This is a genomic window from Actinomadura geliboluensis (assembly GCF_043197915.1).
Taxonomy (GTDB): domain Bacteria; phylum Actinomycetota; class Actinomycetes; order Streptosporangiales; family Streptosporangiaceae; genus Spirillospora; species Spirillospora geliboluensis.
Map to the genome: position 1 here is coordinate 790,209 of NZ_JBICUA010000001.1, position 23,654 is coordinate 813,862.

The 23,654-nt window shown below is 74.2% G+C and carries 15 protein-coding genes; 7 read left to right on the forward strand and 8 right to left on the reverse strand.

The window, feature by feature from the left end; all coding sequences use genetic code 11:
* The first annotated feature begins 240 nt into the window (after positions 1-240).
* Positions 241-2,283, forward strand: a complete 2,043-nt coding sequence (locus ACGFI1_RS03745; RefSeq protein WP_392782606.1) for a prolyl oligopeptidase family serine peptidase — start codon at positions 241-243, stop codon at positions 2,281-2,283.
* A 36-nt stretch (positions 2,284-2,319) separates the two neighbouring features.
* Here ACGFI1_RS03745 and rny read toward each other — a convergent pair whose 3' ends face one another.
* Positions 2,320-3,879: a ribonuclease Y gene (rny, locus tag ACGFI1_RS03750; protein ID WP_449201644.1), complete on the reverse strand. Its 1,560-nt coding sequence runs from the start codon at positions 3,877-3,879 to the stop codon at positions 2,320-2,322.
* 315 nt (positions 3,880-4,194) lie between these two features.
* On the reverse strand, positions 4,195-6,726 hold the full coding sequence (locus ACGFI1_RS03755) for an AMP-binding protein (protein ID WP_392782609.1): 2,532 nt from the start codon (positions 6,724-6,726) through the stop codon (positions 4,195-4,197).
* 106 nt (positions 6,727-6,832) lie between these two features.
* Here ACGFI1_RS03755 and ACGFI1_RS03760 point away from each other — a divergent pair, with 106 nt between their 5' ends.
* From ACGFI1_RS03760 to ACGFI1_RS03770, 3 genes are read left to right on the forward strand one after another with little or no spacing between them, the layout of a single operon-like run.
* A complete protein-coding gene (locus ACGFI1_RS03760) occupies positions 6,833-7,807 on the forward strand; it encodes an iron ABC transporter substrate-binding protein (protein ID WP_392737415.1) in 975 nt (324 codons plus the stop codon).
* Between the two features lie 5 nt (positions 7,808-7,812).
* The gene (locus ACGFI1_RS03765) at positions 7,813-9,324 is read left to right on the forward strand and encodes an ABC transporter permease (RefSeq protein WP_392737413.1); all 1,512 of its coding nucleotides are present in this window, start codon (positions 7,813-7,815) and stop codon (positions 9,322-9,324) included.
* Complete coding sequence (locus tag ACGFI1_RS03770) at positions 9,321-10,358, forward strand: ABC transporter ATP-binding protein (protein WP_392782613.1); 1,038 nt, start codon at positions 9,321-9,323, stop codon at positions 10,356-10,358. Before ACGFI1_RS03765 ends, ACGFI1_RS03770 begins: the two co-directional genes overlap by 4 nt.
* Before the next feature lie 9 nt (positions 10,359-10,367).
* Here ACGFI1_RS03770 and recX read toward each other — a convergent pair whose 3' ends face one another.
* Positions 10,368-10,907 (reverse strand): recombination regulator RecX, encoded by a 540-nt coding sequence (gene recX, locus ACGFI1_RS03775; RefSeq protein WP_392782616.1) that lies wholly within the window; start codon positions 10,905-10,907, stop codon positions 10,368-10,370.
* A gap of 154 nt (positions 10,908-11,061) precedes the next feature.
* Positions 11,062-12,174, reverse strand: a complete 1,113-nt coding sequence (recA, locus tag ACGFI1_RS03780) for a recombinase RecA (RefSeq protein WP_386867078.1) — start codon at positions 12,172-12,174, stop codon at positions 11,062-11,064.
* Between the two features lie 243 nt (positions 12,175-12,417).
* Between recA and ACGFI1_RS03785 the strand changes: the two genes are divergently transcribed.
* On the forward strand, positions 12,418-13,287 hold the full coding sequence (locus ACGFI1_RS03785; RefSeq protein WP_392782620.1) for an ATP-grasp domain-containing protein: 870 nt from the start codon (positions 12,418-12,420) through the stop codon (positions 13,285-13,287).
* A 7-nt stretch (positions 13,288-13,294) separates the two neighbouring features.
* Here ACGFI1_RS03785 and ACGFI1_RS03790 read toward each other — a convergent pair whose 3' ends face one another.
* Complete coding sequence (locus tag ACGFI1_RS03790; protein ID WP_138638433.1) at positions 13,295-13,489, reverse strand: DUF3046 domain-containing protein; 195 nt, start codon at positions 13,487-13,489, stop codon at positions 13,295-13,297.
* Between the two features lie 10 nt (positions 13,490-13,499).
* Positions 13,500-14,777 carry an alpha/beta hydrolase fold domain-containing protein gene (locus ACGFI1_RS03795; RefSeq protein ID WP_392782623.1) on the reverse strand — a complete coding sequence of 426 codons (1,278 nt, stop codon included), beginning with the start codon at positions 14,775-14,777 and terminating at the stop codon, positions 13,500-13,502.
* A 119-nt stretch (positions 14,778-14,896) separates the two neighbouring features.
* On the opposite strand from ACGFI1_RS03795, the gene ACGFI1_RS03800 reads away from it, so the two are divergent.
* Entirely contained in the window at positions 14,897-19,564 is a 4,668-nt protein-coding gene (locus ACGFI1_RS03800) for an Lhr family helicase (protein WP_392782626.1), read from the forward strand.
* A gap of 48 nt (positions 19,565-19,612) precedes the next feature.
* Here ACGFI1_RS03800 and secA2 read toward each other — a convergent pair whose 3' ends face one another.
* Positions 19,613-21,934 carry an accessory Sec system translocase SecA2 gene (gene secA2, locus ACGFI1_RS03805; RefSeq protein WP_392783226.1) on the reverse strand — a complete coding sequence of 774 codons (2,322 nt, stop codon included), beginning with the start codon at positions 21,932-21,934 and terminating at the stop codon, positions 19,613-19,615.
* 240 nt (positions 21,935-22,174) lie between these two features.
* On the opposite strand from secA2, the gene ACGFI1_RS03810 reads away from it, so the two are divergent.
* Positions 22,175-22,309, forward strand: a complete 135-nt coding sequence (locus ACGFI1_RS03810; protein ID WP_268843210.1) for a hypothetical protein — start codon at positions 22,175-22,177, stop codon at positions 22,307-22,309.
* An 84-nt stretch (positions 22,310-22,393) separates the two neighbouring features.
* Here the strand turns inward: ACGFI1_RS03810 and ACGFI1_RS03815 are convergent, their stop codons facing one another.
* Positions 22,394-23,620, reverse strand: a complete 1,227-nt coding sequence (locus tag ACGFI1_RS03815; RefSeq protein ID WP_138633365.1) for an ROK family transcriptional regulator — start codon at positions 23,618-23,620, stop codon at positions 22,394-22,396.
* Between the last annotated feature and the right edge of the window lie 34 nt (positions 23,621-23,654).

Here is a 23,654-nt window from a genome sequence, read left to right on the forward strand (position 1 = left end):
GCCCCGGGCCGGGGCGGGGGCGGGGGGGGGGGCGCGGGCCGCCCCCCCCCGCCCCCCCCCCCCCCGCCGGCGCCCCCCCCCCCGCCGCCCCCCCCCCCCCCCCCCCCCCCCCCCCCCCCCCCCCGCGGTCGTTCCGGCGCACGTTACCGGTGAGTCCGCTGGTGGCGCGCTTGTATCTTTCCGAAGTCAAACAGGGCGTCATGGCCCCAACCGATCCCCGTATGCGGGACGATTCCTGTTATGACCGCTCGTGCGACCCTCCCCTACGGCTCCTGGCCCTCCCCCATCTCCGCGGCCGATGTCGCCCGCGCCCGGCTGCGCCTCAGTTTCCCCACCGTCGCGGGCGATGACGTCTGGTGGCAGGAGACCCGCCCCGAGGAGGACGGACGGACCACGGTCATCCATCTCAAGGGCGGCCACCGCACGGAGCTGCTGCAGGCCCCGTGGAACGCCCGTACCCGCGTCCACGAGTACGGGGGCCGGTCGTACCTGCCCGTCCGCACCGGGGAGGGCTGGTCGATCGTCTTCGCCAACTACGACGACCAGCGGCTCCACCGGCTCGACGAGGGCGACCCCAAGCCCTACCCGCTGACGCCCGAGCCGGCCGTCCCGGCGGGGCTGCGCTACGCCGACTTCGTGCTGTCCCCGGACCGGACGGAGATCTGGTGCGTGTGCGAGGGCCACATCGCCGCGCCGGCGGAGGCGGCGCCCGAGCCCGCCGCCGAGGGTGCCGAGGCCGCGGCACCGCCGGCGGAGGAGCCCGGCACCACGGGGATCAGGCGGGCCATCGTCGCCGTGCCGCTGGACGGCCGCGCCGCCGGCGACGCCGGCGCCATCCGCGAGCTGGTCACCGGGGCGCAGTTCTACGCCAACCCCGTCCCGTCCCCGGGCGGCGGGCACCTCGCCTGGGTGCAGTGGAACCACCCCCGCATGCCCTGGGACGGCACTGAGGTGCGCGTGGCGGCGCTGGAGGACGGCCGTACGGTCGCGCCCCGCACCGTCAAGGGCGGGCTCAAGGAGTCGGCCCTCGCGCCGCTGTGGCGAGACGACGAGTCCCTGTACGTCATCTCCGACTGGCCCGGCTGGTGGAACATCTACCAGGTCGGGCTGCACGGCGAGTCCCCGCAGGCCCTCTACCCGGCCGAGGAGGAGTTCGCCGCCCCGCTGTGGCAGCTCGGCGGCATGCCGTACGCGCTGCTCGGCGACGGGCGCCTCGCCGTCCTGCACGGCGAGGGCGACATGCGCCTCGGCGTCTACGACCCCGAGACGCTCGACCTCGTCGACCTGGAGGTCCCCTACGAGCACTGGTCGACGGAGCTGTCCGCGGACGGGACGACGATCGTCGGCATCGCCGGCGGCCCCGACCTGCCGCCCTCCGTCGTCCGCGTCGACACCACGACCGGGCGCGTCGAGGGGCTGCGCCGCGAGCTGGCCGAGCTGCCGGACGTCGCGTACCTGTCCAGGCCGCGCGCCGAGCGCCTCGAAGGGCCGTTCGGGCGTCCCGTCCACGCCTACGTGTTCCCGCCGACCAACCCGGAGGCCGCCGCGCCCGAGGGCGAGCTGCCGCCGTACGTCGTGTTCGTGCACGGCGGCCCCACCGGCCGGGTCTCCAAGGTGCTCGACCTGGAGCGGGCCTACTTCACCAGCCGCGGCATCGGCGTCGTCGACGTCAACTACGGCGGCTCCAGCGGCTACGGCCGCGCCTACCGCGAGCGGCTGCGCCGCCAGTGGGGCGTGGTCGACGTAGAGGACGCCATAGCCGCCGCCCAGGCGCTCGTAGACGGCGGAATAGCCGACCCTGCACGTCTCGCCATCCGGGGCGGCTCCGCGGGCGGCTGGACGACGCTGGCCGCGATCACGCAGACCGACGTGTTCAAGGCCGCGACGTCCTACTACGGCATCAGCGACCTGCAGAGCTTCGCCGAGGCCACCCACGACTTCGAGTCGCACTACCTGTTCGGCCTCATCGGCCCCCTGCCCGGCTTCGAGCGCGCCTACGAGGAGCGCTCACCGCTCGGGCACGCCGACAAGACCGCCTGCCCCGTCCTGCTCCTGCAGGGCCTCAGCGACCCGGTGGTGCCGCCGGACCAGTCCGAGCGGTTCGCGCTGGCGCTGCGCGACAAGAAGACGCCGCACGCCTACCTCACGTTCGAGGGCGAGTCCCACGGCTTCCGGAAGGCCGCCACGGTCATCCGCAGCCTGGAGGCGGAGCTGGCCTTCTACGGGCAGACCCTCGGCTTCGAGCCCCGCGGCGTGGAGCCCATCAACCTCACCGTGGGCTGACCGTCAGGGCACGATTCAGCCTGGACGTCGAGCAGGTCAGCGGGCGAATTCGATGGCGCGGGACTCGCGGACCACGGTGACGCGGATCTGGCCCGGGTAGGTCAGCTCGTCCTCGACCTGCTTGGCGATGTCGCGGGCGATGACCTGCGCCTGGATGTCGTCGACGGTGTCCGGCTTGACCATCACGCGGATCTCGCGGCCGGCCTGCATCGCGAAGACCTTCTCCACGCCCTCGTGCTTCTCGCGGGCGATCTGCTCCAGCCGCTCCAGGCGCTTGACGTAGGCCTCCAGCGACTCGCGGCGCGCCCCCGGGCGGCTGCCGCTCACCGCGTCCGCGGCCTGGGTCAGCACGGCCTCCACCGTCCGGACCTCGACCTCGTTGTGGTGGGCCTCGATCGCGTGGACGACGTCCTCGTGCTCGCCGTAGCGGCGCGCGATCTCGGCGCCGATCAGCGCGTGGCTGCCCTCCACCTCGTGGGTGAGCGCCTTGCCGATGTCGTGCAGCAGCGTGCACCGCTTCGCGATCTCCACCGGGAGGCGCAGCTCGCTCGCCATGACCCCGGCGATGTGCGCGGACTCGATCAGGTGCTTCAGCACGTTCTGCCCGTAGGACGTGCGGTACCGCAGCTGGCCGAGCAGCGCGATCAGCTCCGGGTGCATGTCGGCGATGCCGACCTCCACCAGGGCGTCCTCGCCGGCCCGGACGCACAGCTGCTCCACGTCGCTCCGGCTGCGCTCGTAGATCTCCTCGATGCGCTGCGGGTGGATGCGCCCGTCCAGCACGAGCTTCTCCAGCGTCAGCCGCCCGACCTCGCGGCGCACGGGGTCGAAGCAGCTCAGCAGCACCGCCTCGGGCGTGTCGTCGATGATGAGGTTCACCCCGGTCGTCGTCTCGAACGCCCGGATGTTGCGGCCCTCCCGGCCGATGATGCGGCCCTTCATCTCGTCGCTCGGCAGGTGCAGCACCGACACGACCGACTCCGCCGTCTGCTCGCTCGCGACCCGCTGGATCGCCAGCGTCACGATCTTGCGGGCGCGCTTCTCGCCCTCGGTCCGCGCCGTGTTCTCGATCTCGCGGACGATCGGGATGGACTCCCGCTTGGCCTGGTTCTCGATCGCCGCGACGAGCTCGGCCTTGGCCTGCCCGGCGGTGAGACCGGCGGCCTGCTCCAGCACCTTGCGGCGCTCCTCGGCGACGCCGGCCAGCTCCTCCTTGCGGGCGTCGAGCGCCTGCCGGGCCTCGGCGAGCCGCGCCTGCCACTCCTCCAGGCGGCGCATCTCGGCGTCCAGCCGCTGCTCGCGCTCGGCGAGCCGGGCCTCCCGGCGCTCCAGATCCTCCCGGACGGCTCGCAGGTCGTCCTTGATCGCGCGGCCCTCCTGCTCGGCCTCCGCGCGGGCGTCGGCGGTGAGCCGCTGCGTGTCGCGCTCGGCCTGCTCCAGGGCGTCGCGCGCGTCCCGCTCGGCCTTCGACCGGATCTCGTCGGCCTCGCTCTGCGCGCGGGCGATCTCCGCCGCGGCTCTGCCGGACATGCCGGGCCGCCACAGGATCGCGATCACGAGAGCGACCAGGGTCACCAGCAGCGCTGCACCCAGCAGGACGCTCTCCATGAGGCAGATCCTTCCTCGCCGCGGGCCCGTCCGGACTTCGGGACCCTGCCTAGCGAGGATTTACTCGCGCGCGCGGACGCACGACGTCACCGGGCCGCACGCGGCGCGCCCTCGATGACTCGGCCGCATCCGGTCGACGAACGTGTCCTGTATGCCTCTCAGCTGCTGGAACGTGCTCGGTCGTATGGCAATCCGCGAGACGCGGAGTAACTCCTCACTGCCGTAACGGTAAGCGGCATGGAGGTAATGAGCAAGCAAACGAGGGGCATTCCGGACTAACCGAACGTCAGCGTGACTCCTCCCTTACCACCCCTCCTGACTCCCCGCGCCCGTCCGGACCTGGCCAATCCCCGCCGCCGGGACCGGCCGGGCCGCGGCGGCCCACCCGCCCGCGCGGCGGACCACCCTGGTGGCGACGGCGGCGTAGGCGACGCCGCCCGCGAGGGAGGCGAGCAGGGCCAGCACCTCCGAGCGGTCCTCCAGCAGCGGGTAGATCTGCCAGTGGACCAGGTAGATGTAGAGCGATCCGGCGGCCAGCAGGCCGGTGAGCCGGTTGAGCCAGGCCGCGCTCGGCAGCTTCGGGATCCAGATCAGCAGGAGGACGCCGGCGATGACGACGACCGTCCGCGGGGACGCGCCCGAGCCGAAGTAGCCGGGGACGGTGGCCAGCGCCACCGCGGACACCAGCAGCCGCTGCGCCGGCCCGGACGCCCTCGCGGCGGCCCAGCCGAGCGGGAACAGCCAGCAGGCGGTGATCGCGTCCGGCAGGTCCGTGCGGCCGCCGAGGTCGTACCGCAGGAGCAGCGCGGCCGCCAGGAGGCCGAGCGGGAACCCGAAGGGGGCGCGCCGCTCCGCCCGGTCCAGGGCCGGGACGCTCAGCAACGCCGCCATGGCGGCCAGGATGTAGACGATCACCTCGATGAACCAGTAGTTGCCGTCGTGCCCGGTCGCGCTCTTCAGCAGCAGCGCGTCGGCCAGGTGGTAGTCGGCGGTGAGGAGCGCCGCCAGGCCGATCCAGACGACGCTCGGCACGGCGATCCGGGCCAGCGCCGCCAGCAGGTCCGCGCGGCGGCTTCCCGCCCCGGCGGCGGTGGTGAGGTGGAACCGGGCGAAGTTGAAGCCCGCCACCGCGAGCAGCACGTGCGCCCCGCCCCGGACCGTGAACACGCCGATGTGCGACCCGACGATGAGCACGATCGCGGCGGCGCGCAGCACGATGCCCGTCTCCAGCGTCCGCAGCCGGGCGCGCCGGGCCGGGCGCCGCAGGTCGCGGATGCGCCGGGTGTGCCAGTCGGCGGGCAGTGCGCCGAGGGCCTCCTCCAGCTTCAGCGACATCTCCACGTAGGACAGCGAATCGCCGCCGAGACCGACGAAGCTGTCGTCCTCGGTGACGTCTGGGCGGTCCAGGATCCGGGCGTACAGGCGGCACAGGTCCGGGCCGGCCGCCGGCTCGGCGCGGCCCAGCCCCAGCACGGCCTGAAGGTCGGGCTTGCCGGTGGCCAGCCGGGGGATCTCGGGCAGGACGTGCGCGCTGACCGCCCTGGCCGGCAGGCCGCATTCGGCCGCCACCAGCCGCCGGACGCTCCGGGCGCCGGCATCGCCGCCCGCCACGGCCACGACCAGGCCCGTGTCGTCGCCGGCACAGCATGCGGTCAGGCCGTGCCCGGCGAGCATCTCCTCGACGCGCTGCAGGTCGACGCGCAGGCCGTACGGCTTCACGAACCGGCCGCGGCGCCCCACGATCTCGTACAGCCCGCCCGGCAGCCGCCGCGCCACATCGCCGGTGCGCAGCTCATCGACGGTACGGCCGAGGGCCAGGTCGGCGGGGCCGCCGGCGTAGCCGAGCATGACGTTCGGGCCCGTGTACACCAGTTCGCCGGTGCCGGGTGCGGAACCGTCCGGCAGCGGCTCCAGCCGGAAGGACCCGCCGGGGATCGGAACACCGATCGCCTCCGGGTGGGCGGAGGCGAGTTCGGGAGGCAGGTAGGCCATGCGGGCCGTCGCCTCGGTCTGGCCGTACATGACGACCAGGTCCCAGCCGCGCCGCCTGCCGAGCGCCGCGTAGCGCGCCACCCGGTCGGCGGGCATCCGCCCGCCCGCCTGGGTGACGTACCGCAGCGACGGCAGCCGCATGTCGGCGAAACCCACCCGGTCCAGCAGCTCGAAGGTGTAGGGGACGCCCGCCAGCGCGGTGCCCCGCGCGGCGCGGAACAGTTCCCAGAAGCGGTCGTCGGCCACCGACAGGTCCGTGAGGACGAGCCCCGCGCCGCGCAGCAGATGGCTGTTGATGACCGACAGGCCGTAGCAGTAGTGCATCGGCAGGGTCGTGGCGGCGCGGTCGCCGGGGCGGATGTCCAGGTAGGCGGCGATGGACTCCGCGTTCGACCGCAGGTTCTCGTGCGACAGCCGGACGAGTTTCGGCGACCCCGTCGAGCCGGACGTGCTGAGCAGCAGCGCGAGGTCGGGGTGCAGGGTGTGCGCGGAGCCCTCGCGCCGCTCGTCGAGCGTCCCGTCCGGGAGGGCCACGACGTCCGGGTCGTAGGCGGCGGTCAGGGACCGCAGGGAGTCGGGCCGGTCGTGCGGCGCCAGCAGGACGGGATGCCCGGACGCGAGCGCCGCCAGGTAGACGGCGAGGGCGTCGACCGTGTTGGCGCCCGCGAGCAGGACGAGCCGCCGTCCGGGGCCGAGCCGGCGGGCGGCGGCCGCGACCCGGTCCGCGAGTTCGCGGTAGGTCACGGCGGCGCCGGAGGTGATGAGCGCCGTCCGCTCCGCGTGAACCGCGAGTCCGCCGGCGAACGGGACGTCCGGGGGCGGCACCGCGTGGGGGGTGATCACGCGGCGTATGTTAGGTAAGGCTAAGCTCTCTGCCAAATCGCTTACCGAACCGCATCCCGAGGAAGCCATGCGAAACCCCCTGCGCCGTCTCACGTCCACTCTGGCCATGACGGCTCTCGTATTGCCACTCGCCGCATGCGGCCTCGGGAGCGAGGCCGGTCTTGTCGTCTACTCCGGCCGCAACGAGGGCCTCGTGAAGCCGCTGCTGGAGAAGCTGGAGAAGGCCGTCGGCACCGACGTCGAGGTGCGCTACGGCTCCAGCGCCGAGCTGTCCGCCCAGCTCCTGGAGGAGGGCGACAAGACCAAGGCCGACCTGTTCCTCTCCCAGGACGCCGGCGCGCTCGGCGCCCTCGCCAAGGCCGGCCGCATGGAGAAACTGCCCCAGGCGTCCCTCGACAAGGTCGCCGCGCAGTTCCGCGGCGGCGCCGGCGACTGGGTCGGCGTCTCCGGCCGCGTCCGCGTGCTGGCCTACCACCCCGGGCAGGTCGCCAAGGCGCCCGACACCGTGCGCGACCTCGTCAAGCCGGAATGGAAGGGCAAGATCGCCTACGCGCCGACCAACGCGTCCTTCCAGGCGTTCGTCACCGGCATGCGCGTCCTGGACGGCGACGAGGCCACGCTCGCCTGGCTGAAGGGCCTGAAGGCCAACGGCGTCAAGGCCTACGACAACAACATCGCCGTGCTGGACGCGGTGAACTCCGGGCAGGCCGCCCTCGGCCTCATCAACCACTACTACTGGTACGAGAAGGTCGCCGAGAAGGGCGCGGGCGGCGTCACCGCCAAGCTGCACTACCTGCCCGGCGGCGACCCCGGCGCCCTGATCAACGTCGCGGGCGTCGGCGTCCTCAAGGGCGCCGGGCACCGGGCGGCGGCGCTCAAGGCCGTCGACTACCTGCTGTCGCCCGAGGCGCAGACCTACTTCAGCGACGAGACCAAGGAGTACCCGCTGGCCGCCGGCGTCACCAGCACCGTCCCCGGCCTGCCTCCGCTGGACTCGCTGAAGGCCCCCCGGATCGACCTCGGCGAACTCGATTCGCTGCAGCGGACCCTGGCGATGCTGCGCGAAGCGGGGATGGTCTGACCCGCATGACCGCGGCTCGCGCCCCCCGGATCCTGCTCGCTCCGGCGTGCCTGGCCGGGGCCCTCGCCCTGCTGCCCCTCGGCTACCTGGCCGTGCGGGCGCTGGAGCGGGGCCCCGGCTTCGCCTGGTCGGTGATCACTACCGAGGGCACCGGGCTGCTCCTCGTCCGCAGCCTGGCGCTGGCCGCCGTGGTGGTGACCGCCTGCCTCGTCCTCGGCATCTCGCTGGCCTGGCTCACCGTGCGCACCGCGCTGCCCGGCGCCCGCGCCTGGGCGGTGCTCGCCACCCTCCCGCTGGCCGTGCCCAGCTACGTGGCCGCCTTCGCCTGGCTGTCCGCAGTGCCGGGCATGTCGGGATTCGCCGGGTCCGCGGTGTCGCTGACCCTGGTCAGCTACCCCTACGTCCTCCTCCCGGTCGCCGCCGCGCTGCGCGGCATCGACCCCGCGCAGGAGGAGACGTCCCGGTCCCTCGGCGCGGGCCCGGTGCGGACGTTCCGCCGCGTCACCCTCCCCCAGCTCCGTCCGGCCGCGGCCGGCGGCGGGCTGCTCGTCGCGCTGTACGTCCTGTCCGACTTCGGCGCGGTGTCGCTGATGCGGTACGACACGTTCACCCGCGGGATCTACACCTCCTACCAGGCCAGCTTCGACCGCACCCCGGCCGCCGCGCTGAGCGCGGTCCTCGTCGTGCTGACCATCGGCGTCGTCGCCCTGGAGACCCGGACCCGCGGACGGCGCGGGCACGCCCGCACCGGCGGCGGAACCGCCCGGCCGTCCGCTCCGGTCCCGCTCGGCCGGGCGGCGGCGCCCGCCCTCGCCTGGTGCGGCGCCGTCGCCGCGGCCGCCGTCGCGTTCCCGCTGGGCACGCTCGCCTACTGGCTGGTGACCGGGAACCGCGCCGGCTGGGACCCCGCCGGGCTGCTGGGCACCGCGGGCGTCACCCTCGCCGTGGCGGGCGCGGGCGCCGCGCTCACCACCGCGCTCGCCCTGCCCGTCGGGGTGCTCGCCGCCCGCCACCGGGGGCGGGCCGCCGAGCTGATCGAGCAGGCCGCCTACGCCGGGCACGCGCTGCCCGGCATCACCGTCGCCCTCGCCCTGGTCTTCTTCGCCGTCCGCTACGCCACCCCGATCTACCAGGAGCTGCCGCTGCTGGTCTGCGCCTACGCGGTGCTGTTCCTGCCGGTCGCGGTCGCCGCCACCCGCGCCGCCGTGCTGCAGTCCCCGCCCGTCCTGGAGGACGTCGCCCGCTCGCTCGGCCGCGGCCCGCTGCGCGTGCTCCGGGCGGTGACCCTACCGCTGGCGGCCCCCGGCGTCGCGGCGGGCGCGGCGCTGACCTTCGTGATCTGCATGAAGGAGCTGCCCGCGACCCTGCTGCTGCGCCCCACCGGCATGGACACCCTCGCCACCCGGCTCTGGACGGAGACGGGCACCGCCTCCTACTCCGCCGCCGCCCCGTACGCGGCCGCGCTGATCCTGCTCGCGGCCGTCCCCTCCTACCTCCTCGGAAGACAGCGCCCGTGAGCGAGTTGCGAATCGAAGGCCTGACCAAGGCGTACGGCCCCGAGGGGGCCGTCCTGGACGGGCTCGACCTCACCGTCCCCGGCGGCTCCCTGGCCGCCGTCCTCGGCCCGTCCGGCTGCGGGAAGACCACCCTGCTCCGGATCGTGGCGGGCTTCCTGCGCGCCGACGCGGGCACCGTCACCGTGGGCGGACGCGCCCTCACCGCCACCGGGACGCACGTCCCGCCGGAGCGCCGCCGCATCGGCATCGTGCCCCAGGAGGGCGCGCTGTTCCCGCACCTGAGCGTGGCCCGCAATGTCGCCTTCGGCGTGACCGATCGCGCCGCGCGGCACCGCCGCACCGAGGAGATGCTCGAACTGGTGGGCCTCGCCGGGTACGGCCGCCGGATGCCGCACGAGCTGTCCGGCGGCCAGCAGCAGCGGGTCGCGCTGGCCCGGGCCCTGGCCCCGGAGCCCGCGCTGGTCCTGCTCGACGAGCCGTTCAACGCGCTGGACAGCGCGCTGCGCGCCGGGATACGCGCCGACGTGCGCGCCGCCCTGCGCACCATCGGCGCCACCGCCCTCCTCGTCACCCACGACCAGCAGGAGGCCCTGTCCACCGCCGACCTCGTCGCGGTCGTCCACGCCGGGCGCGTCGCCCAGTGCGGTACCCCGCAGGAGGTGTACGGCCGGCCCGCGAGCCCGTGGGTCGCGGGCTTCGTCGGCGACGCCGTGCTCCTGCCGGGCACCGCCTCGGACGGCACCGCCACGACCGCCCTCGGCACGGTCGCGCTGAGCAGGCCCGCCGGGGCCGCCGGCGACGGCACGGTGATCCTGCGCCCCGAGCAGCTGCGGCTCACCGAGGCCGGCGGGACCGCCCCGGGCGGGACGGTGACCGACGTCCGCTACTACGGGCACGACGCCATGGTCACCGTTTCGGTCGAGGGCCTCGCGGCCCCCGTCGACATCCGGGTCGACGGGCACCTACAGCTGCGCCCCGGCGACTCCACCGGCCTCCGCCTCACCGGCGAGGCCACCTTCCACTCCACCTCCTGACGCCGACCGTCAGTCGACGGGATCGGGCGGGGCGGGGACGCTGTCGGGGTCGGTGCCCTCGTCGGCGAGGGCCTCCCTCACCACGCGGTAGGAGAGGCCGGGCGGGTAGCCCTTGCGGGCGAGCATGCCGACGAGGCGGCGCATGCGCTTGGCGGGGTCTGCGCCGCGGGTGGCGGGCAGCTTACGGACGACCAAGGCGCGGGCGGTCTCCTCCTCCTGGGCCGGGTCGAGGGTCTCGACGGCCTCGTTGACGGTGTCGTCGGCGACGCCGCGCCGGCGGAGTTCGGCGGCCAGGGCGCGCTTGGCCAGGCCGCGGCCGCTGTGGCGGGACTGGACCCAGGCCTGCGCGAACGCCTCGTCGTCGATCAGGCCGACGTCGGTGAAGCGCGCGAGGACCCGGTCGGCGACGTCGTCGGGCACGTCCTTGCGGCGGAGGGCGTCGGCGAGCTGGGCGCGGGTGCGCGGCGACGCCGAGAGGAGGCGCAGGCACACCTCGCGCGCCCTGGCCTCCGGGTCGCCGCCCTCGGTGGCGCGCGGGGCCGGGCTCATCGGCCGCCGCGCCGGGTGACCGCCGTGGGAGCGGCGGCGCCATCGGGGAAGGTCCGGGCACCGGTCCTGCGGTGCCCGGTAAGGCGCCGCCGCCCTGCATAGGAGATCATCGCTTACTCTTCGTCAAGAGTCACCCATATCAGGGGATTCCTTGTCAGGAATCACCCGTCTTGGCGGCCTTCGCGGTCTTCTTCGCGGCGGGGGTCTTGACCGCGGGCGCGGGGGCCGGGGCGGCGTCCGGGGCCGCCGCAGGCGCGGCCTCCTTGTCGACCTTGGGGCCGATGCCCAGCTTCTCCTTGATCTTCTTCTCGATGCCGTCCGCCAGGTCGGGGTTGGCCTTGAGGAAGTTGCGGGCGTTCTCCTTGCCCTGGCCGAGCTGGTCGCCGTCGTAGGTGTACCAGGCGCCGGACTTGCGGACGAAGCCGTGCTCCACGCCGAGGTCGATCAGGCCGCCCTCGCGGCTGATGCCCTGGCCGTAGAGCAGGTCGAAGTCGGCGACGCGGAACGGCGGGGCCATCTTGTTCTTGACGACCTTGACGCGGACCCGGTTGCCGACGGCCTCGGTGCCGTCCTTCAGGGTCTCGATGCGGCGGACGTCCAGCCGGACCGAGGCGTAGAACTTCAGCGCCCGGCCGCCGGTGGTCGTCTCGGGCGAGCCGAACATGACGCCGACCTTCTCGCGGAGCTGGTTGATGAAGATGGCGGTGGTCTTGGTCTGGTTGATCGCGCCGGTGAGCTTGCGCAGCGCCTGCGACATCAGGCGGGCCTGGAGGCCGACGTGGCTGTCGCCCATCTCGCCCTCGATCTCGGCGCGGGGGACGAGCGCGGCGACGGAGTCGATGACGACGATGTCGATCGCGCCGGAGCGGATCAGCATGTCGGTGATCTCCAGGGCCTGCTCGCCGGTGTCGGGCTGGGAGACCAGCAGGGCGTCGATGTCGACGCCGAGCTTGGCGGCGTACTCGGGGTCGAGCGCGTGCTCGGCGTCGACGAACGCGGCGATGCCGCCCTTCTTCTGCACGCTCGCCACGGCGTGCAGCGCGATGGAGGTCTTGCCGGAGCCCTCGGGGCCGTACACCTCGACGACGCGGCCGCGCGGCAGGCCGCCGATGCCGAGCGCGATGTCGAGGGAGATCGCGCCGGTCGGGATCACCTCGACGGGCGCCCGGGCCTCCTCGCCCATCCGCATGACCGACCCCTTGCCGAACTGCCGCTCGATCTGGGCGAGTGCGGTCTCGAGAGCCTTCTCCCGGTCGTTCGCTGCCATTGAGATGTCCTTCTCGTCGTGACTGTCGGCTCTCGGCCGCTGCTTGCGATGTCGAGGGCGACGTTACGGCGGGCCACCGACACTTTCGAGCGCCCGGCGCGATTGTGGACGACGCCGCGTGCCGGGACCAGCCTACCGAACATCCGTTCGATCATCGTCCGGTATGGCGATTTGGACGGGAATCGCCGTGCGTTCCATGGTCCCGACCCCGTACGCTGGCGCCGTCCACGGAGGGTTCCAATCATGACGCTGACCGTCCTCTTCTGCGTCGATCCGCTCCATCCCCGGCGCGTTGACCCCCACTTCTCCCGCGAGGCCGAGGCCGTCCGGGACCACTACGGCGAGACGGCCCTGATCGACCACGACGCGCTGCGGCGCGGGGACGTGGAGGACGCGATCGGCGCCGTGCCCGCCGGCCTGGGCCCGGTCTGGTACCGAGGCTGGATGCTGTCGGCGGGCGAGTACGCCGCGATGGCCGCCGCCCTGAAGCAGCGCGGCACGGTGTTGCTCACGCACCCGGACGACTATAGGCGCGCCCATGAGCTGCCGGGCTGGCACGAGACGTTCGCCGGGCTGACCCCGAACAGCGTGTGGCGCCCTCTGGGGACCGGCCAGGATCCGGGCGATCCCAGTGAGCTGGCCGAGCTGGTCCGGCCGCTGCGGAGCGGGCCGGGCATCGTCAAGGACTACGTGAAGTCGTGCAAGCACGAGTGGGAGGAGGCGTGCTTCGTCCCGGACGTGAAGAACCTGCCCCGGCTGCACGACATCGCCTCCAAGATGGTCGCGCTGCGGGACGACCATCTGGCGGGCGGTCTCGTCGTCCGCGAGTTCGAGGAGTACGACGGCGGCGGCGAGGCGCGCGTGTGGTGGGTGGACGGCGAGCCCGCGCTGGTGGGGCCGCACCCTGACAGCCCCGGTGTGGAACTCGATCCCGATCTGACCGCCGTGGCTCCGGCCGTCCGCGCCTTGGGCTGCCGGTTCATCACCACGGATGTGGCCCGCCGGACGGACGGCGCCTGGCGCGTCGTGGAGGTCGGCGACGGCCAGGTCAGCGATCTGCCGTCGTCCGTGGACGCGATGGACCTCTACGCCCACCTGCCCGTCCCGGACTGACCTCCCCCTAGCGGAGGGTCGAGGGGACGTCGAAGGTGGCGACGACGGCCTGCCACACCCGCTTGGCAGATTCGCCGTCGGCGAGGGCCTGCTCGATGGTGCGGCCGCCCAGTTCCGCCATGACATAGTCCTTGGCCACGCTCTGGGCATAGCTTTCGCCGAACTGCTGGTTCATCCGATCCCAGAACACTGTGAGCCGCACGCCCTCCACGCTATCCGACGGAGGGCTCCCCCAAGGACCGCGCGACCTGGTCGCGGACGTCCGGTCCGGTGCCCTGCCGGTACTGGCGGTGCAGGCCGGTCAGGTAGCGCTCGACGCCCTCGATGACGCGGGCCGTCCGGTAGGAGGGGAAGACGTCGAAGGCGTGCTGGGCGCCCTGCATCTCGGCGTAGACGACGGGCGACGCGGAGACTTCTCTGAGCCGTTCGACGAATCGCCGGGCCTCCGCCACGGGGATGAGCGAGTCGCGGCTCCCGTGGATGACGAAGAAGGGCGGCGCGTCCTCGCTGATGTGCGTGACGGGGGACGCGTTGGCGTACACCTCGCGGTTCTCGGCGAAGGGCTTCTTGATGACCATCTTCTCCATGATGCGAGTGGACCCCATGGGGACGGGCCAGGGCCCCGCCTCGACGAGGTTGTAGACGCCGTAGAACGGGACGGCGCCCTGCACGCTCGTGTCGACGTCCTCGAAGCCCGGCTGGAATTCGGGCTCGTTCGCGGTCAGCGCCACCAGCGCGGTGAGGTGCCCGCCGGCCGAACCACCGGTCACGCAGAGGAAGTCGGGGTCGGCCCCGTACTCCTCGGCGTGCTCCTTGTACCAGGCGAGGAAGTGCTTCAGGTCGATCAGGTGCTCCGGCCAGGTGGCGCGCGGGCTGAGCCGGTAGTTGACGTTGAAGCCGACCCACCCCTGCAAGGCCATGTGGTTGAGCAGCGGCAGGCCCTGCTCGCGCTTGTCTCCGATGACCCATGCACCGCCGTGGATCTGCATGAGGCCCGGACGCAGCACACCATCGGCGGCATCGGCCACGGGGCGGTACACGTCCAGCTTGAGGCGGAGCCGCCCTTCCTCGCGGTACAGGACGTTGCGGTCGACGCGCACGCCCTTGCGCGGGATCAGGCACAGCGGCGGGACGAAGAGCGGCGCCAGCGGGAAGCGGGGCGCGCCTTCAGGGTCCAGGTCGAGCGGTGTACCGCACTCCCGCAGGGTGACGACCGTACGGCGGGACGTCGCGATGGTGGCCGCGACGCCCGCCATTCCGGCGAGCGCCAGGACGAGACCCGTCCAGCCGGCCCAGCCGTCCAGTCCCCCGAACGCGGCCACGAGAGAGGTGGCGATGGCCCACGTCACGAGCACATGGGGCGCCATCTCGATCGTCAGCCAGCCGAAGAAGAAGCCCGGCACGAGAAGCAGGCCGCCGCGCCGGGGAGCGTGCGCGTTGACCGCGGTCAACGCGAAGAGGATCCCGAGGGCGAGCAGGACGTAGGGCATCGCGGACTCCCTTGGGGTGTGCGTCCTACCGGTAGACCATGCCCGTACAAGCGCTTGCTTACAATGTGACGCCCACCACTCCCGCGCGTTCTGTCGGACCCGCGAGGCAGGATGGCGCCATGGGCGGTGACGTGCTCGAACGCTTCTCCCCGGCGACCCGTGCCTGGTTCTCCGGGGCGTTCGCCGCGCCCACGCCCGCGCAGGCCGGGGCGTGGGCGTCGATCGCGGGCGGCGACAACACGCTGGTCGTGGCGCCGACGGGGTCCGGCAAGACCCTGGCGGCGTTCCTGTGGTCCCTCGACCGGCTCGCCACCGAGCCCGTCCCCGACGACCCGCTGCGGCGCTGCCGCGTCCTGTACGTGTCGCCGCTGAAGGCCCTCGCGGTCGACGTCGAGCGCAACCTGCGCGCCCCGCTGACGGGCATCCGGCACGCGGCGCGGCGGCTCGACCTGCCGGAACCGGGCGTCCGGGTGGGGATGCGGTCCGGCGACACCCCGGCCGACGAGCGCCGCCGGCTCGCCGTGAAACCGCCGGACATCCTGATCACCACGCCGGAGTCGCTGTTCCTGATCCTCACCTCGCGGGCGCGCGAGTCGCTGCGCGGCGTCGAGACCGTCATCGTGGACGAGGTGCACGCCGTGGCGGGCACCAAGCGCGGCGCGCACCTGGCGCTGTCCCTCGAACGCCTCGACGCGCTGCTCGAACGGCCCGCGCAGCGGATCGGCCTGTCGGCGACCGTCCGCCCCGCCGGCGAGGTGGCGGCGTTCCTCGGCGGGCCCCGGCCGGCGGCGGTCGTGCAGCCGCCGTCGGAGAAGGTGTTCGACCTCGACATCGTCGTCCCCGTGGAGGACATGGGCGAGGTCGGCCAGTTCGTGGACGACGCCGGTGCCGCCGACCCCCGCCAGCGCAGCATCTGGCCCCATGTCGAGGACCGCCTCCTCGACCTCATCCAGGCCCACCGCTCGACGCTGGTGTTCGCGAACTCGCGGCGGCTGGCCGAACGGCTCTGCGGACGGCTGAACGAACTCGCCTACGAGCGCGCGACGGGCGAGCCCCTGCCCGAAGACCACTCCCCCGCCGCCACGATGGCGCAGGCGGGCGCCGCCAGGGGCGCGCCCATGGAGATCGCCAGGGCGCACCACGGCTCGGTGTCCAAGGAGGAGCGGGCCGGCATCGAGAACGCGCTGAAGGAGGGGCGCCTCCCGGCGGTCGTGGCGACGTCCAGCCTGGAGCTGGGCATCGACATGGGCGCCGTCGACCTGGTCGTCCAGGTGGAGTCGCCGCCGTCGGTGGCCAACGGCCTCCAGCGGGTCGGGCGCGCGGGCCACCAGGTCGGCGCCGTGTCCAAGGGCGTCATCTTCCCCAAGTACCGCGGCGACCTCGTCCAGACGACGGTGGTGGCCGAGCGCATGCGCGGCGGCGAGATCGAGGAGCTGCGCTACCCGCGCAACCCCCTCGACGTCCTCGCGCAGCAGATCGTCGCGATGGTCTCCATGGACGAGTGGGCCGTCGACGACCTCGAATCGCTGGTGAAGCGCGCCGCGCCCTACGCGACGCTCCCGCGCTCGGCGCTGGAGGCGTGCCTGGACATGCTCGCCGGCCGCTACCCCAGCGACGAGTTCGGCGAGCTGCGCCCCCGCCTCGTCTGGGACCGCGTCACCGGCCTCCTGCGCGACCGCCCCGGCGCGCAGCGCCTCGCCGTGACCAGCGGCGGGACGATCCCCGACCGCGGCCTGTTCGGGGTGTTCCTCGTCGGCGAGAAGTCCTCTCGCGTGGGCGAACTGGACGAGGAGATGGTCTACGAGTCCCGCGTCGGCGACGTGTTCGTCCTCGGCGCCAGCTCGTGGCGCATCGAGGACATCACCCCCGACCGGGTGCTCGTCTCGCCCGCGCCCGGCCAGCCCGGCAAGCTGCCGTTCTGGCACGGCGACACCCTCGGCCGCCCCGCCGAGCTGGGCCGCGCGCTCGGCGCGTTCACCCGCGAGCTGGCCGGCCTGCCCGCCGAGCGGGCGCGGGAGCGCGCGTCCGCCGCCGGGCTGGACGCGTGGGCGTCCGCCAACCTCGTCTCCTACCTGGGCGAGCAGCGCGAGGCCACCGGGCACGTCCCCGACGACCGGACCATGGTCGTCGAGCGGTTCCGCGACGAGCTCGGCGACTGGCGGATGGTCGTCCACTCCCCGCTGGGCGCGCGTGTGCACGCGCCCTGGGCGCTCGCCATGGCGGGCCGCCTGCGCGAGCGGTACGGCGTCGACGCGCAGGCCATGCACGCCGACGACGGCATCGTCATCCGCATCCCCGACATGGACGAGCCGCCCAGCCTCGACCTCGCCGTCTTCGACGCCGACGACGTCGAGCGCGTCGTCGTCGACGAGCTGGGCGGCTCGGCGCTGTTCGCGGCGCGGTTCCGCGAGTGCGCCGCCCGCTCGCTGCTGCTGCCCCGCCGCCGTCCCGACAAGCGCATGCCGCTCTGGCAGCAGCGCCAGCGCGCCGCGCAGCTGCTCGCCGTCGCGAGCAAGTACCCGTCGTTCCCGATCGTGCTGGAGACGATGCGCGAGTGCCTGCAGGACGTGTTCGACGTCCCGGGACTGGTGCAGCTCATGCGCGACCTGTCGGGACGCAAGGTCCGCATGGTCGAGGTGGAGACGCCCGAGCCGTCGCCCTACGCCCGCTCCCTGCTGTTCCACTACGTCGGCGCGTTCATGTACGAGGGCGACTCCCCGCTCGCCGAGCGCCGCGCCCAGGCCCTCGCGCTCGACTCGGCGCTGCTCGCCGAGCTCCTCGGCCAGGCCGACCTGCGCGAGCTGCTCGACCCGGACGCGGTCGCCGACACCGAGCGCGAACTGCAGCGCCTCGCGCCCGACCGCCGCGCCCGCGACCTGGAGGGCGTCGCCGACCTGCTCCGGGCCCTCGGCCCGCTCACCACGGCGGAGGTCGCCGACCGCACGCTCTCCATCGCGAGCGGCCCTCCGGACACCGGTGACGGCGCGCTCGCGGTGGACGATTCCGGCGCGCTCGTCCCCGCCGACCCGCCGGACGGTCCGGGATCGCCGCCGCCCGCCGCTTCGGAGGCGGCGGGATGGCTGGTGGAGCTGGAGGGCACGCGGCGGGCGATCCGGGTGCGGATCGCGGGCGAGGAGCACTGGGCCGCGATCGAGGACGCCGGGCGGCTGCGCGACGCGCTCGGCGCGCCGCTGCCGGTGGGCGTCCCGGAGGCGTTCCTCGAACCGGTGGACGACCCGCTCGGCGACCTGGTGTCGCGGTACGCGCGCACGCACGGGCCGTTCCGCGCGGCCGGGGCCGCCGCCCGCTTCGGGCTGGGCGTCGCCGTGGTCACCGAGACGCTGCGCCGGCTGGCGGGCGCGGGGCGGGTCGTGGAGGGCGAGTTCCTGCCGGTCGAGGCGGTGGCGGGCCCGCTGACGACCGAGTGGTGCGACGCCGGCGTCCTGCGCATGCTGCGGCGCCGCAGCCTGGCCCGGCTCCGCGCCGAGGTGGAGCCGTCCCCGCCGGAGTCGCTCGGCCGCTTCCTGCCGGCCTGGCACGGCATCGCGGGCGGGTCGCGGCTGCGCGGCATCGACGCGCTCGTCCAGGCGGTCGAGCAGCTGCAGGGCGCGGCCGTCCCGGCGTCGGCGCTGGAGTCGCTGGTCCTGCCGTCCCGCGTCGCCGGCTACACCCCGGCCATGCTGGACGAGCTGACGTCCGCGGGCGAGGTCGTGTGGGCGGGGCAGGGCGGGCTGCCGGGCGGCGACGGCTGGGTGGCGCTCTACCTGGCCGACACCGCGCCGCTGCTCATGCCGGAGCCCGCCGAGATCACCCTCACGCCCGTGCACCAGGCGGTCCTGGACGCCCTCGGCGACGGCGGCGCCCACTTCTTCCGCACGCTGTCCGACCGGGTGAACGCGGACGTCACCGCGGGCGACGCCGACCTCGTCACCGCCGTGTGGGACCTCGTGTGGTCCGGGCACCTCACCAACGACACGATGGCGCCGCTGCGGGCCGCGCTGGGGTCCGGCCGCCCGACGCACCGGTCCCGGACGACGCGGCGCGGCCGGCCCGTGCTGCCGTCCCGGACGGGCCCGCCGACGGTCGCCGGGCGCTGGTGGCCGCTGCCCGTGCGGGAGGCCACCGCGACGCTGCGCTCGCACGCCCTCGCCGAGGCGCTCCTGGAGCGGTACGGCATCGTCATCCGCGGCGCCGTCGCCGCCGAGCGCACCCCCGGCGGCTTCTCCGCCGTCTACCCGGTGCTGCGCGCGTTCGAGGAGACGGGCCGCTGCCGCCGCGGCTACTTCGTGGAGGGCCTGGGCGCCGCCCAGTTCGCCCTGCCGGGCGCCGTCGACCGCCTCCGCGCCCTCCGCCCGTCGTCCGCTCCCCCGGACGACATCTCCGCGCTCTGGGAGACGCCCCGCAGACCCGACGTCCGCGCCCTCGTGCTGGCCGCCGCCGACCCCGCCAACCCGTACGGGGCGGCGCTGCCGTGGCCGGGGCGCGACGACGAGGTCGCGAGCGGCCACAAGCCGGGCCGCAAGGCGGGCGCGCTGGTGGTGCTCGTCGAGGGCCGCCTCGTCCTCTACGTCGAGCGCGGCGGCCGCACCCTGCTCACCTGGGACGACGACCCGGACGTCCTGCAGCCTGCGGTGGACGCGCTGGCGCTGGCCGTCCGCGAGGGGGCCCTCGGCAAGCTGACCGTCGAGCGCGCCGACGGCGAGTCGATCAACGACTCCCCGCTGGCCGCCGCCCTGGAGTCGGCGGGCTTCCACCCGACCCCCAGGGGCCTGCGCCTGCGCACCTGACCCCGGCGGGCATCGCGCCCGCCTCGGCGGTCCGGATCGCCGGCTCGGTCAGCGGCGGCGCTTGAACATGGCGATCAGGCCGCGCAGGGCGCGCTCGTCCATGGAGCCGAACGGGTTGTCGTGGACGAGGTAGGTCCAGGTCGCGGAGGGGCGTTTCAGGCCGGCGGCGTCGAGGTCGATGCCGTCCTCGGTGGCGGTGAGGCCCTCGAAGGCGGCGACGGCCCGGGTGCGGGCGTCGCCGAGGAGGCGCTTGCCCGCCGGGACGGCCTCCCGGTTGAACTCCACCAGCGGGTCGAGGCCGCGGCCGAGGGAGCGCAGGTGGATGCCCTCGCGCAGGTCGGCGAGGAAGGCCAGGTGCTCGGCCCAGCAGCGGTCCAGCTGGTAGAGGACGATCTGGCGGGCGGCCGCGGCCACCGCGTCCGCGCCGGCGGTCTTGGTCAGCTCGGCGTGCTTCGCGGGCGCGGCGTCGGCCATCGCGCGGTCGGCGGCGTCGCCGTTCAGGACGGCGTCGCGTTCGGTGAGCAGCTCGCGGCGCTGCAGCCCGATGAGGTGGTTGTAGCGCCAGGTGTTGCGGTGCAGTTCGAGGTCGACGCCTTCGGCGACGCGCTGGGCGTGGCCGACGATCCAGTGGGCGCCCTTGTCGGTGATCAGCCCGTCGTCGCCCGCCGGGGCCTTAGTCGTCTCGTCGGGGGCGTAGCGGGTGACGAGGTCGTCCTGGAGGCTGGTGAAGAAGACCGAGGCGCCGGGGTCGCCCTGCCGGCCGGCGCGGCCGCGGAGCTGGCCGTCCAGGCGGCTGCTGTGGTAGCGGCCGGTGCCGATGACGAGCAGGCCGCCCGCCTCGGCGACCCGGTCGTGGTCGGCGCCGGCCGCGTCGGCGGGCGCGGTGCCGGGCGCGGCGGCCGGGCTGCCGCCGAGGCGGATGTCGGTGCCGCGGCCCGCCATCTGGGTGGAGACGGTGATCGCGCCGTACGCGCCCGCCTCGGCGATGATCGCGGCCTCCTCGGCGTCGTTCTTGGCGTTGAGCACGACCCGGTCGAGCCCGGCGCGGGCGAGGCTGCGGGCGAGCCGCTCGGACTCGGCGACGTCGCCGGTGCCGACCAGCACCGGGCGCCCGGCGGCGTGCGCGGCGGCGATCTCCTCGACGATCGCGACCTCCTTGTCGGCGGCGGTCGCGTAGAGCCGGTCGGGCCGGTCGTCGCGGACGCAGGGCCGGTTCGGCGGGACCACCGCGATCTGCAGCCCGTAGAACTCGGTGAGCTGGCCGGACACGGCCATCGCGGTGCCGGTCATGCCGCACCGGACGGGGTAGCGGCCGATCAGCTCCTGCACGGTGATCGAGTCGAGGATCTCGCCGCTCGGGGACGCTTCGAGGGCCTCCTTCGCCTCGACCGCGGCCTGCAGGCCGTCCGGCCAGCGCTGCAGCAGCGCGACCCGGCCGCGCGACTCGCTGATCAGCTTCACGGCGCCGTCCCGGACGATGTAGTCCACGTCGCGGTGCAGCAGGACCTCGGCGTGCAGGGCGACGTTGACGGCGGTGAGGGTGCGCAGGTTCTCGGGGGCGTACAGGTCGAGGCCGAGGACGCGCTCCACCTCGCGGGTCCCGGCGGCGGTGAGCTGGACGTTGCGCGCCTCGTCGTCGGTGGCGTAGTGCAGGCCGGGGCGCAGCCGCCGGGCGAGGTCGGCGTACCGGGGGTCGGCGGCGTCGAGGTCGGCGGCCCCGGCGAGGACGAGCGGCACCATGGCCTCGTCCACGAGCACCGAGTCGGCCTCGTCGATCAGCGCGACGGACGGCTCGGGCAGCACGGCGTCGCCGGCGTCGGTGACGAGCCGGTCCCGGAGGAGGTCGAACCCGACCTCGCTGACCGGCGCGTACGTCACGTCGGCCCGGTAGGCGGCGCGGCGCTCGTCCGGCGTGGACGACTGGCCGACCCAGGCGACCGTCACGCCCAGCATCGCGTAGAGCGGGCCCATCCACTCGGCGTCGCGGCGGGCCAGGTAGTCGTTGACCGACATCGCGTGGACCCGGCGGCCGCGCAGCGCGTACCCGGCGGCGGCGAGGGCCCCGGACAGGGTCTTGCCCTCGCCGGTGGCCATCTCGGCGACGTGCCCGGACAGCAGCGCGAGCGTCCCGGTCAGCTGGACGTCGTAGGGCCGCTCCCCGAGCGTCCGGCGGGCGGCCTCCCGGCCGAGGGCGCACAGCTCCGCGAGGTCCTCCTTCTCGCGGAGGGCGGCCGCGGCCGCGGTCAGCTCGGCGTCGGACAGCTCCCGGACCCGCGCCTCGCGGGCGCCCGCCTCCGCCACCACGGCGCGGAAGGGCGCCAGGTCGACGCTGCCGGGCTTCTGGACGAGCCGCCGCAGCCGGTCACGCAGCGCCACGGCGGGCCCCTGGTTCTTCGCTCACGGTTCCCCCAACGGCGGGTACGGGACGGTCGTTCCCCTCCATGATCCCAGGGGAACCCCGCCCCCGGACCAGGGTGATCTCCACTGTTGGTCTGACCTCGATTTCATTCCTCGGACGGATCCCGCGGCCCCCTCTCCTTTGAGAGCATGAGGGCATCACGGGGTTTGCGGTGGCCGAGGGGAAGCGCCACCGCGGAACGGGGTTTCGCCATGACACCTACGGCTCGGAAGGCCGCCGCGCTCCGGCGCAAGAGACAGATCATCAGCCAGACCGTCATCGACCGCGCGCTGAACGACCCGCGGCGCCACAAGGAGGCCGCCGTCGCGGCGGCGGCCGCCAAGTAGGCCCAGGCCGTAACGCGAAGTGCCCCCGCCGGACGGCGGGGGCACTTCGCGTTTCGCACTTCGCTTTTCACCGGGGCGTGCCCGCTAGGACGCGCCGTCCGCCGAGAAGACGTCGTCGCGGGCCTGCTGCAGTGCCGCGTACAGGGCGCCGCGCAGCACCGGGTTGCCCTCGACCTCGGTGACGGCTACCTCGGGGCGGGTCGGGCTGATCCGGCCGACGATCCGCTCGATGCGGGTGGCGAGGGGCCGCCCGCCGGCCCGGCCGAGGCTGCCCGACAGGACGACGAGCCCCGGGTCCAGCACGATGTTGACCGAGGTGACGCCGTAGGAGATGCGGTTGGCGAGCGCGTCCAGGAACGCGCCGCCGAGGGCCTCGTCGGCGGCGGCCGCGCTGACGCAGTCGAACGCGGTGGCCTCGGTGATCCCGTGCTCGTGGGCGAGGGCGCGGACCGCGTCCGCGCCGACCAGCGCGCCGTAGCCGCCGGCGAGCGTGGGGATGCCCCAGGTCGTCGACTCGGTGACGCCCTGCTCGTCGCGCGGGCCGCGGCGGGCGGCGCCGAGCGGCAGCGGCGCGCCGGGCACCGGCAGGTAGCCGATCTCCCCGGCGCCGCCCCACCGGCCGCGGTGCAGCCGGCCGCCGAGCATGACCGACAGGCCCATGCCGCGGTCGAACCACATCAGCGCGAAGTCGTCGGCGTCCCGCGCCGAGCCGTAGGCCCGCTCGGCGATCGCGGCGAGGTTGACGTCGTTCTCTATCGTCACCGGCCGGCGCAGGTCGGTCTTCAGCGCGGCGAGGACGCCCTCGTGCCAGGACGGCAGGTCGAAGGAGAACTGGACGTCGCCGGAGCGGGGGTCGACGACGCCGGGCGTCCCGATGACGAAGGCGCTCAGCTTCGACACCGCGACCTTGGCGGAGCGGCACGCCTTGACGACGGCGTTGTGCACGACCTTCACCGGCTCGTCGGCGCCGTTCGGGTCGACGGTCACCTGGGCGGTGAGCTGCCCGGTGATGTCGGCGACGCCGGCGGTGACGCCGTCCGGCCCCACTTCCAGCCCGGCGACGTAGGCACTGGACGGGACGACGGCGTACAGGGCGGCGTTGGGCCCGCGCCCCCCGGCCTGCTCACCGACGACCGAGACCAGCCCGCGTTCCTCCAGTCTCGACAACAGCTGGGATGCGGTTACCTTCGATAGCCCGGTGTGCTCGCCGATCTGCGCACGGGTCAGCGGGCCCTGCTCGACGAGCAGGTCCAGCGCCGCGCGGTCGTTGAGCTCACGCAGCAGCCTCGGCGTTCCCGGGCGTCTGGCCATGCCGGCCCCCTCGATGTCTCAATCCGCTAACGAG

Bases quoted from the DNA above. Each gene is read 5' to 3' on its own strand.
- ACGFI1_RS03760 (WP_392737415.1), top strand. From the start codon at position 6,833: ATGACGGCTCTCGTATTGCCACTCGCCGCATGCGGCCTCGGGAGCGAG.
- ACGFI1_RS03785 (WP_392782620.1), top strand. From the start codon at position 12,418: ATGACGCTGACCGTCCTCTTCTGCGTCGATCCGCTCCATCCCCGGCGC.
- ACGFI1_RS03765 (WP_392737413.1), top strand. From the start codon at position 7,813: ATGACCGCGGCTCGCGCCCCCCGGATCCTGCTCGCTCCGGCGTGCCTG.
- recX (WP_392782616.1), bottom strand. From the start codon at position 10,907: ATGAGCCCGGCCCCGCGCGCCACCGAGGGCGGCGACCCGGAGGCCAGG.
- ACGFI1_RS03745 (WP_392782606.1), top strand. From the start codon at position 241: ATGACCGCTCGTGCGACCCTCCCCTACGGCTCCTGGCCCTCCCCCATC.
- ACGFI1_RS03795 (WP_392782623.1), bottom strand. From the start codon at position 14,777: ATGCCCTACGTCCTGCTCGCCCTCGGGATCCTCTTCGCGTTGACCGCG.
- recA (WP_386867078.1), bottom strand. From the start codon at position 12,174: ATGGCAGCGAACGACCGGGAGAAGGCTCTCGAGACCGCACTCGCCCAG.
- ACGFI1_RS03810 (WP_268843210.1), top strand. From the start codon at position 22,175: ATGACACCTACGGCTCGGAAGGCCGCCGCGCTCCGGCGCAAGAGACAG.
- ACGFI1_RS03815 (WP_138633365.1), bottom strand. From the start codon at position 23,620: ATGGCCAGACGCCCGGGAACGCCGAGGCTGCTGCGTGAGCTCAACGAC.
- ACGFI1_RS03800 (WP_392782626.1), top strand. From the start codon at position 14,897: ATGGGCGGTGACGTGCTCGAACGCTTCTCCCCGGCGACCCGTGCCTGG.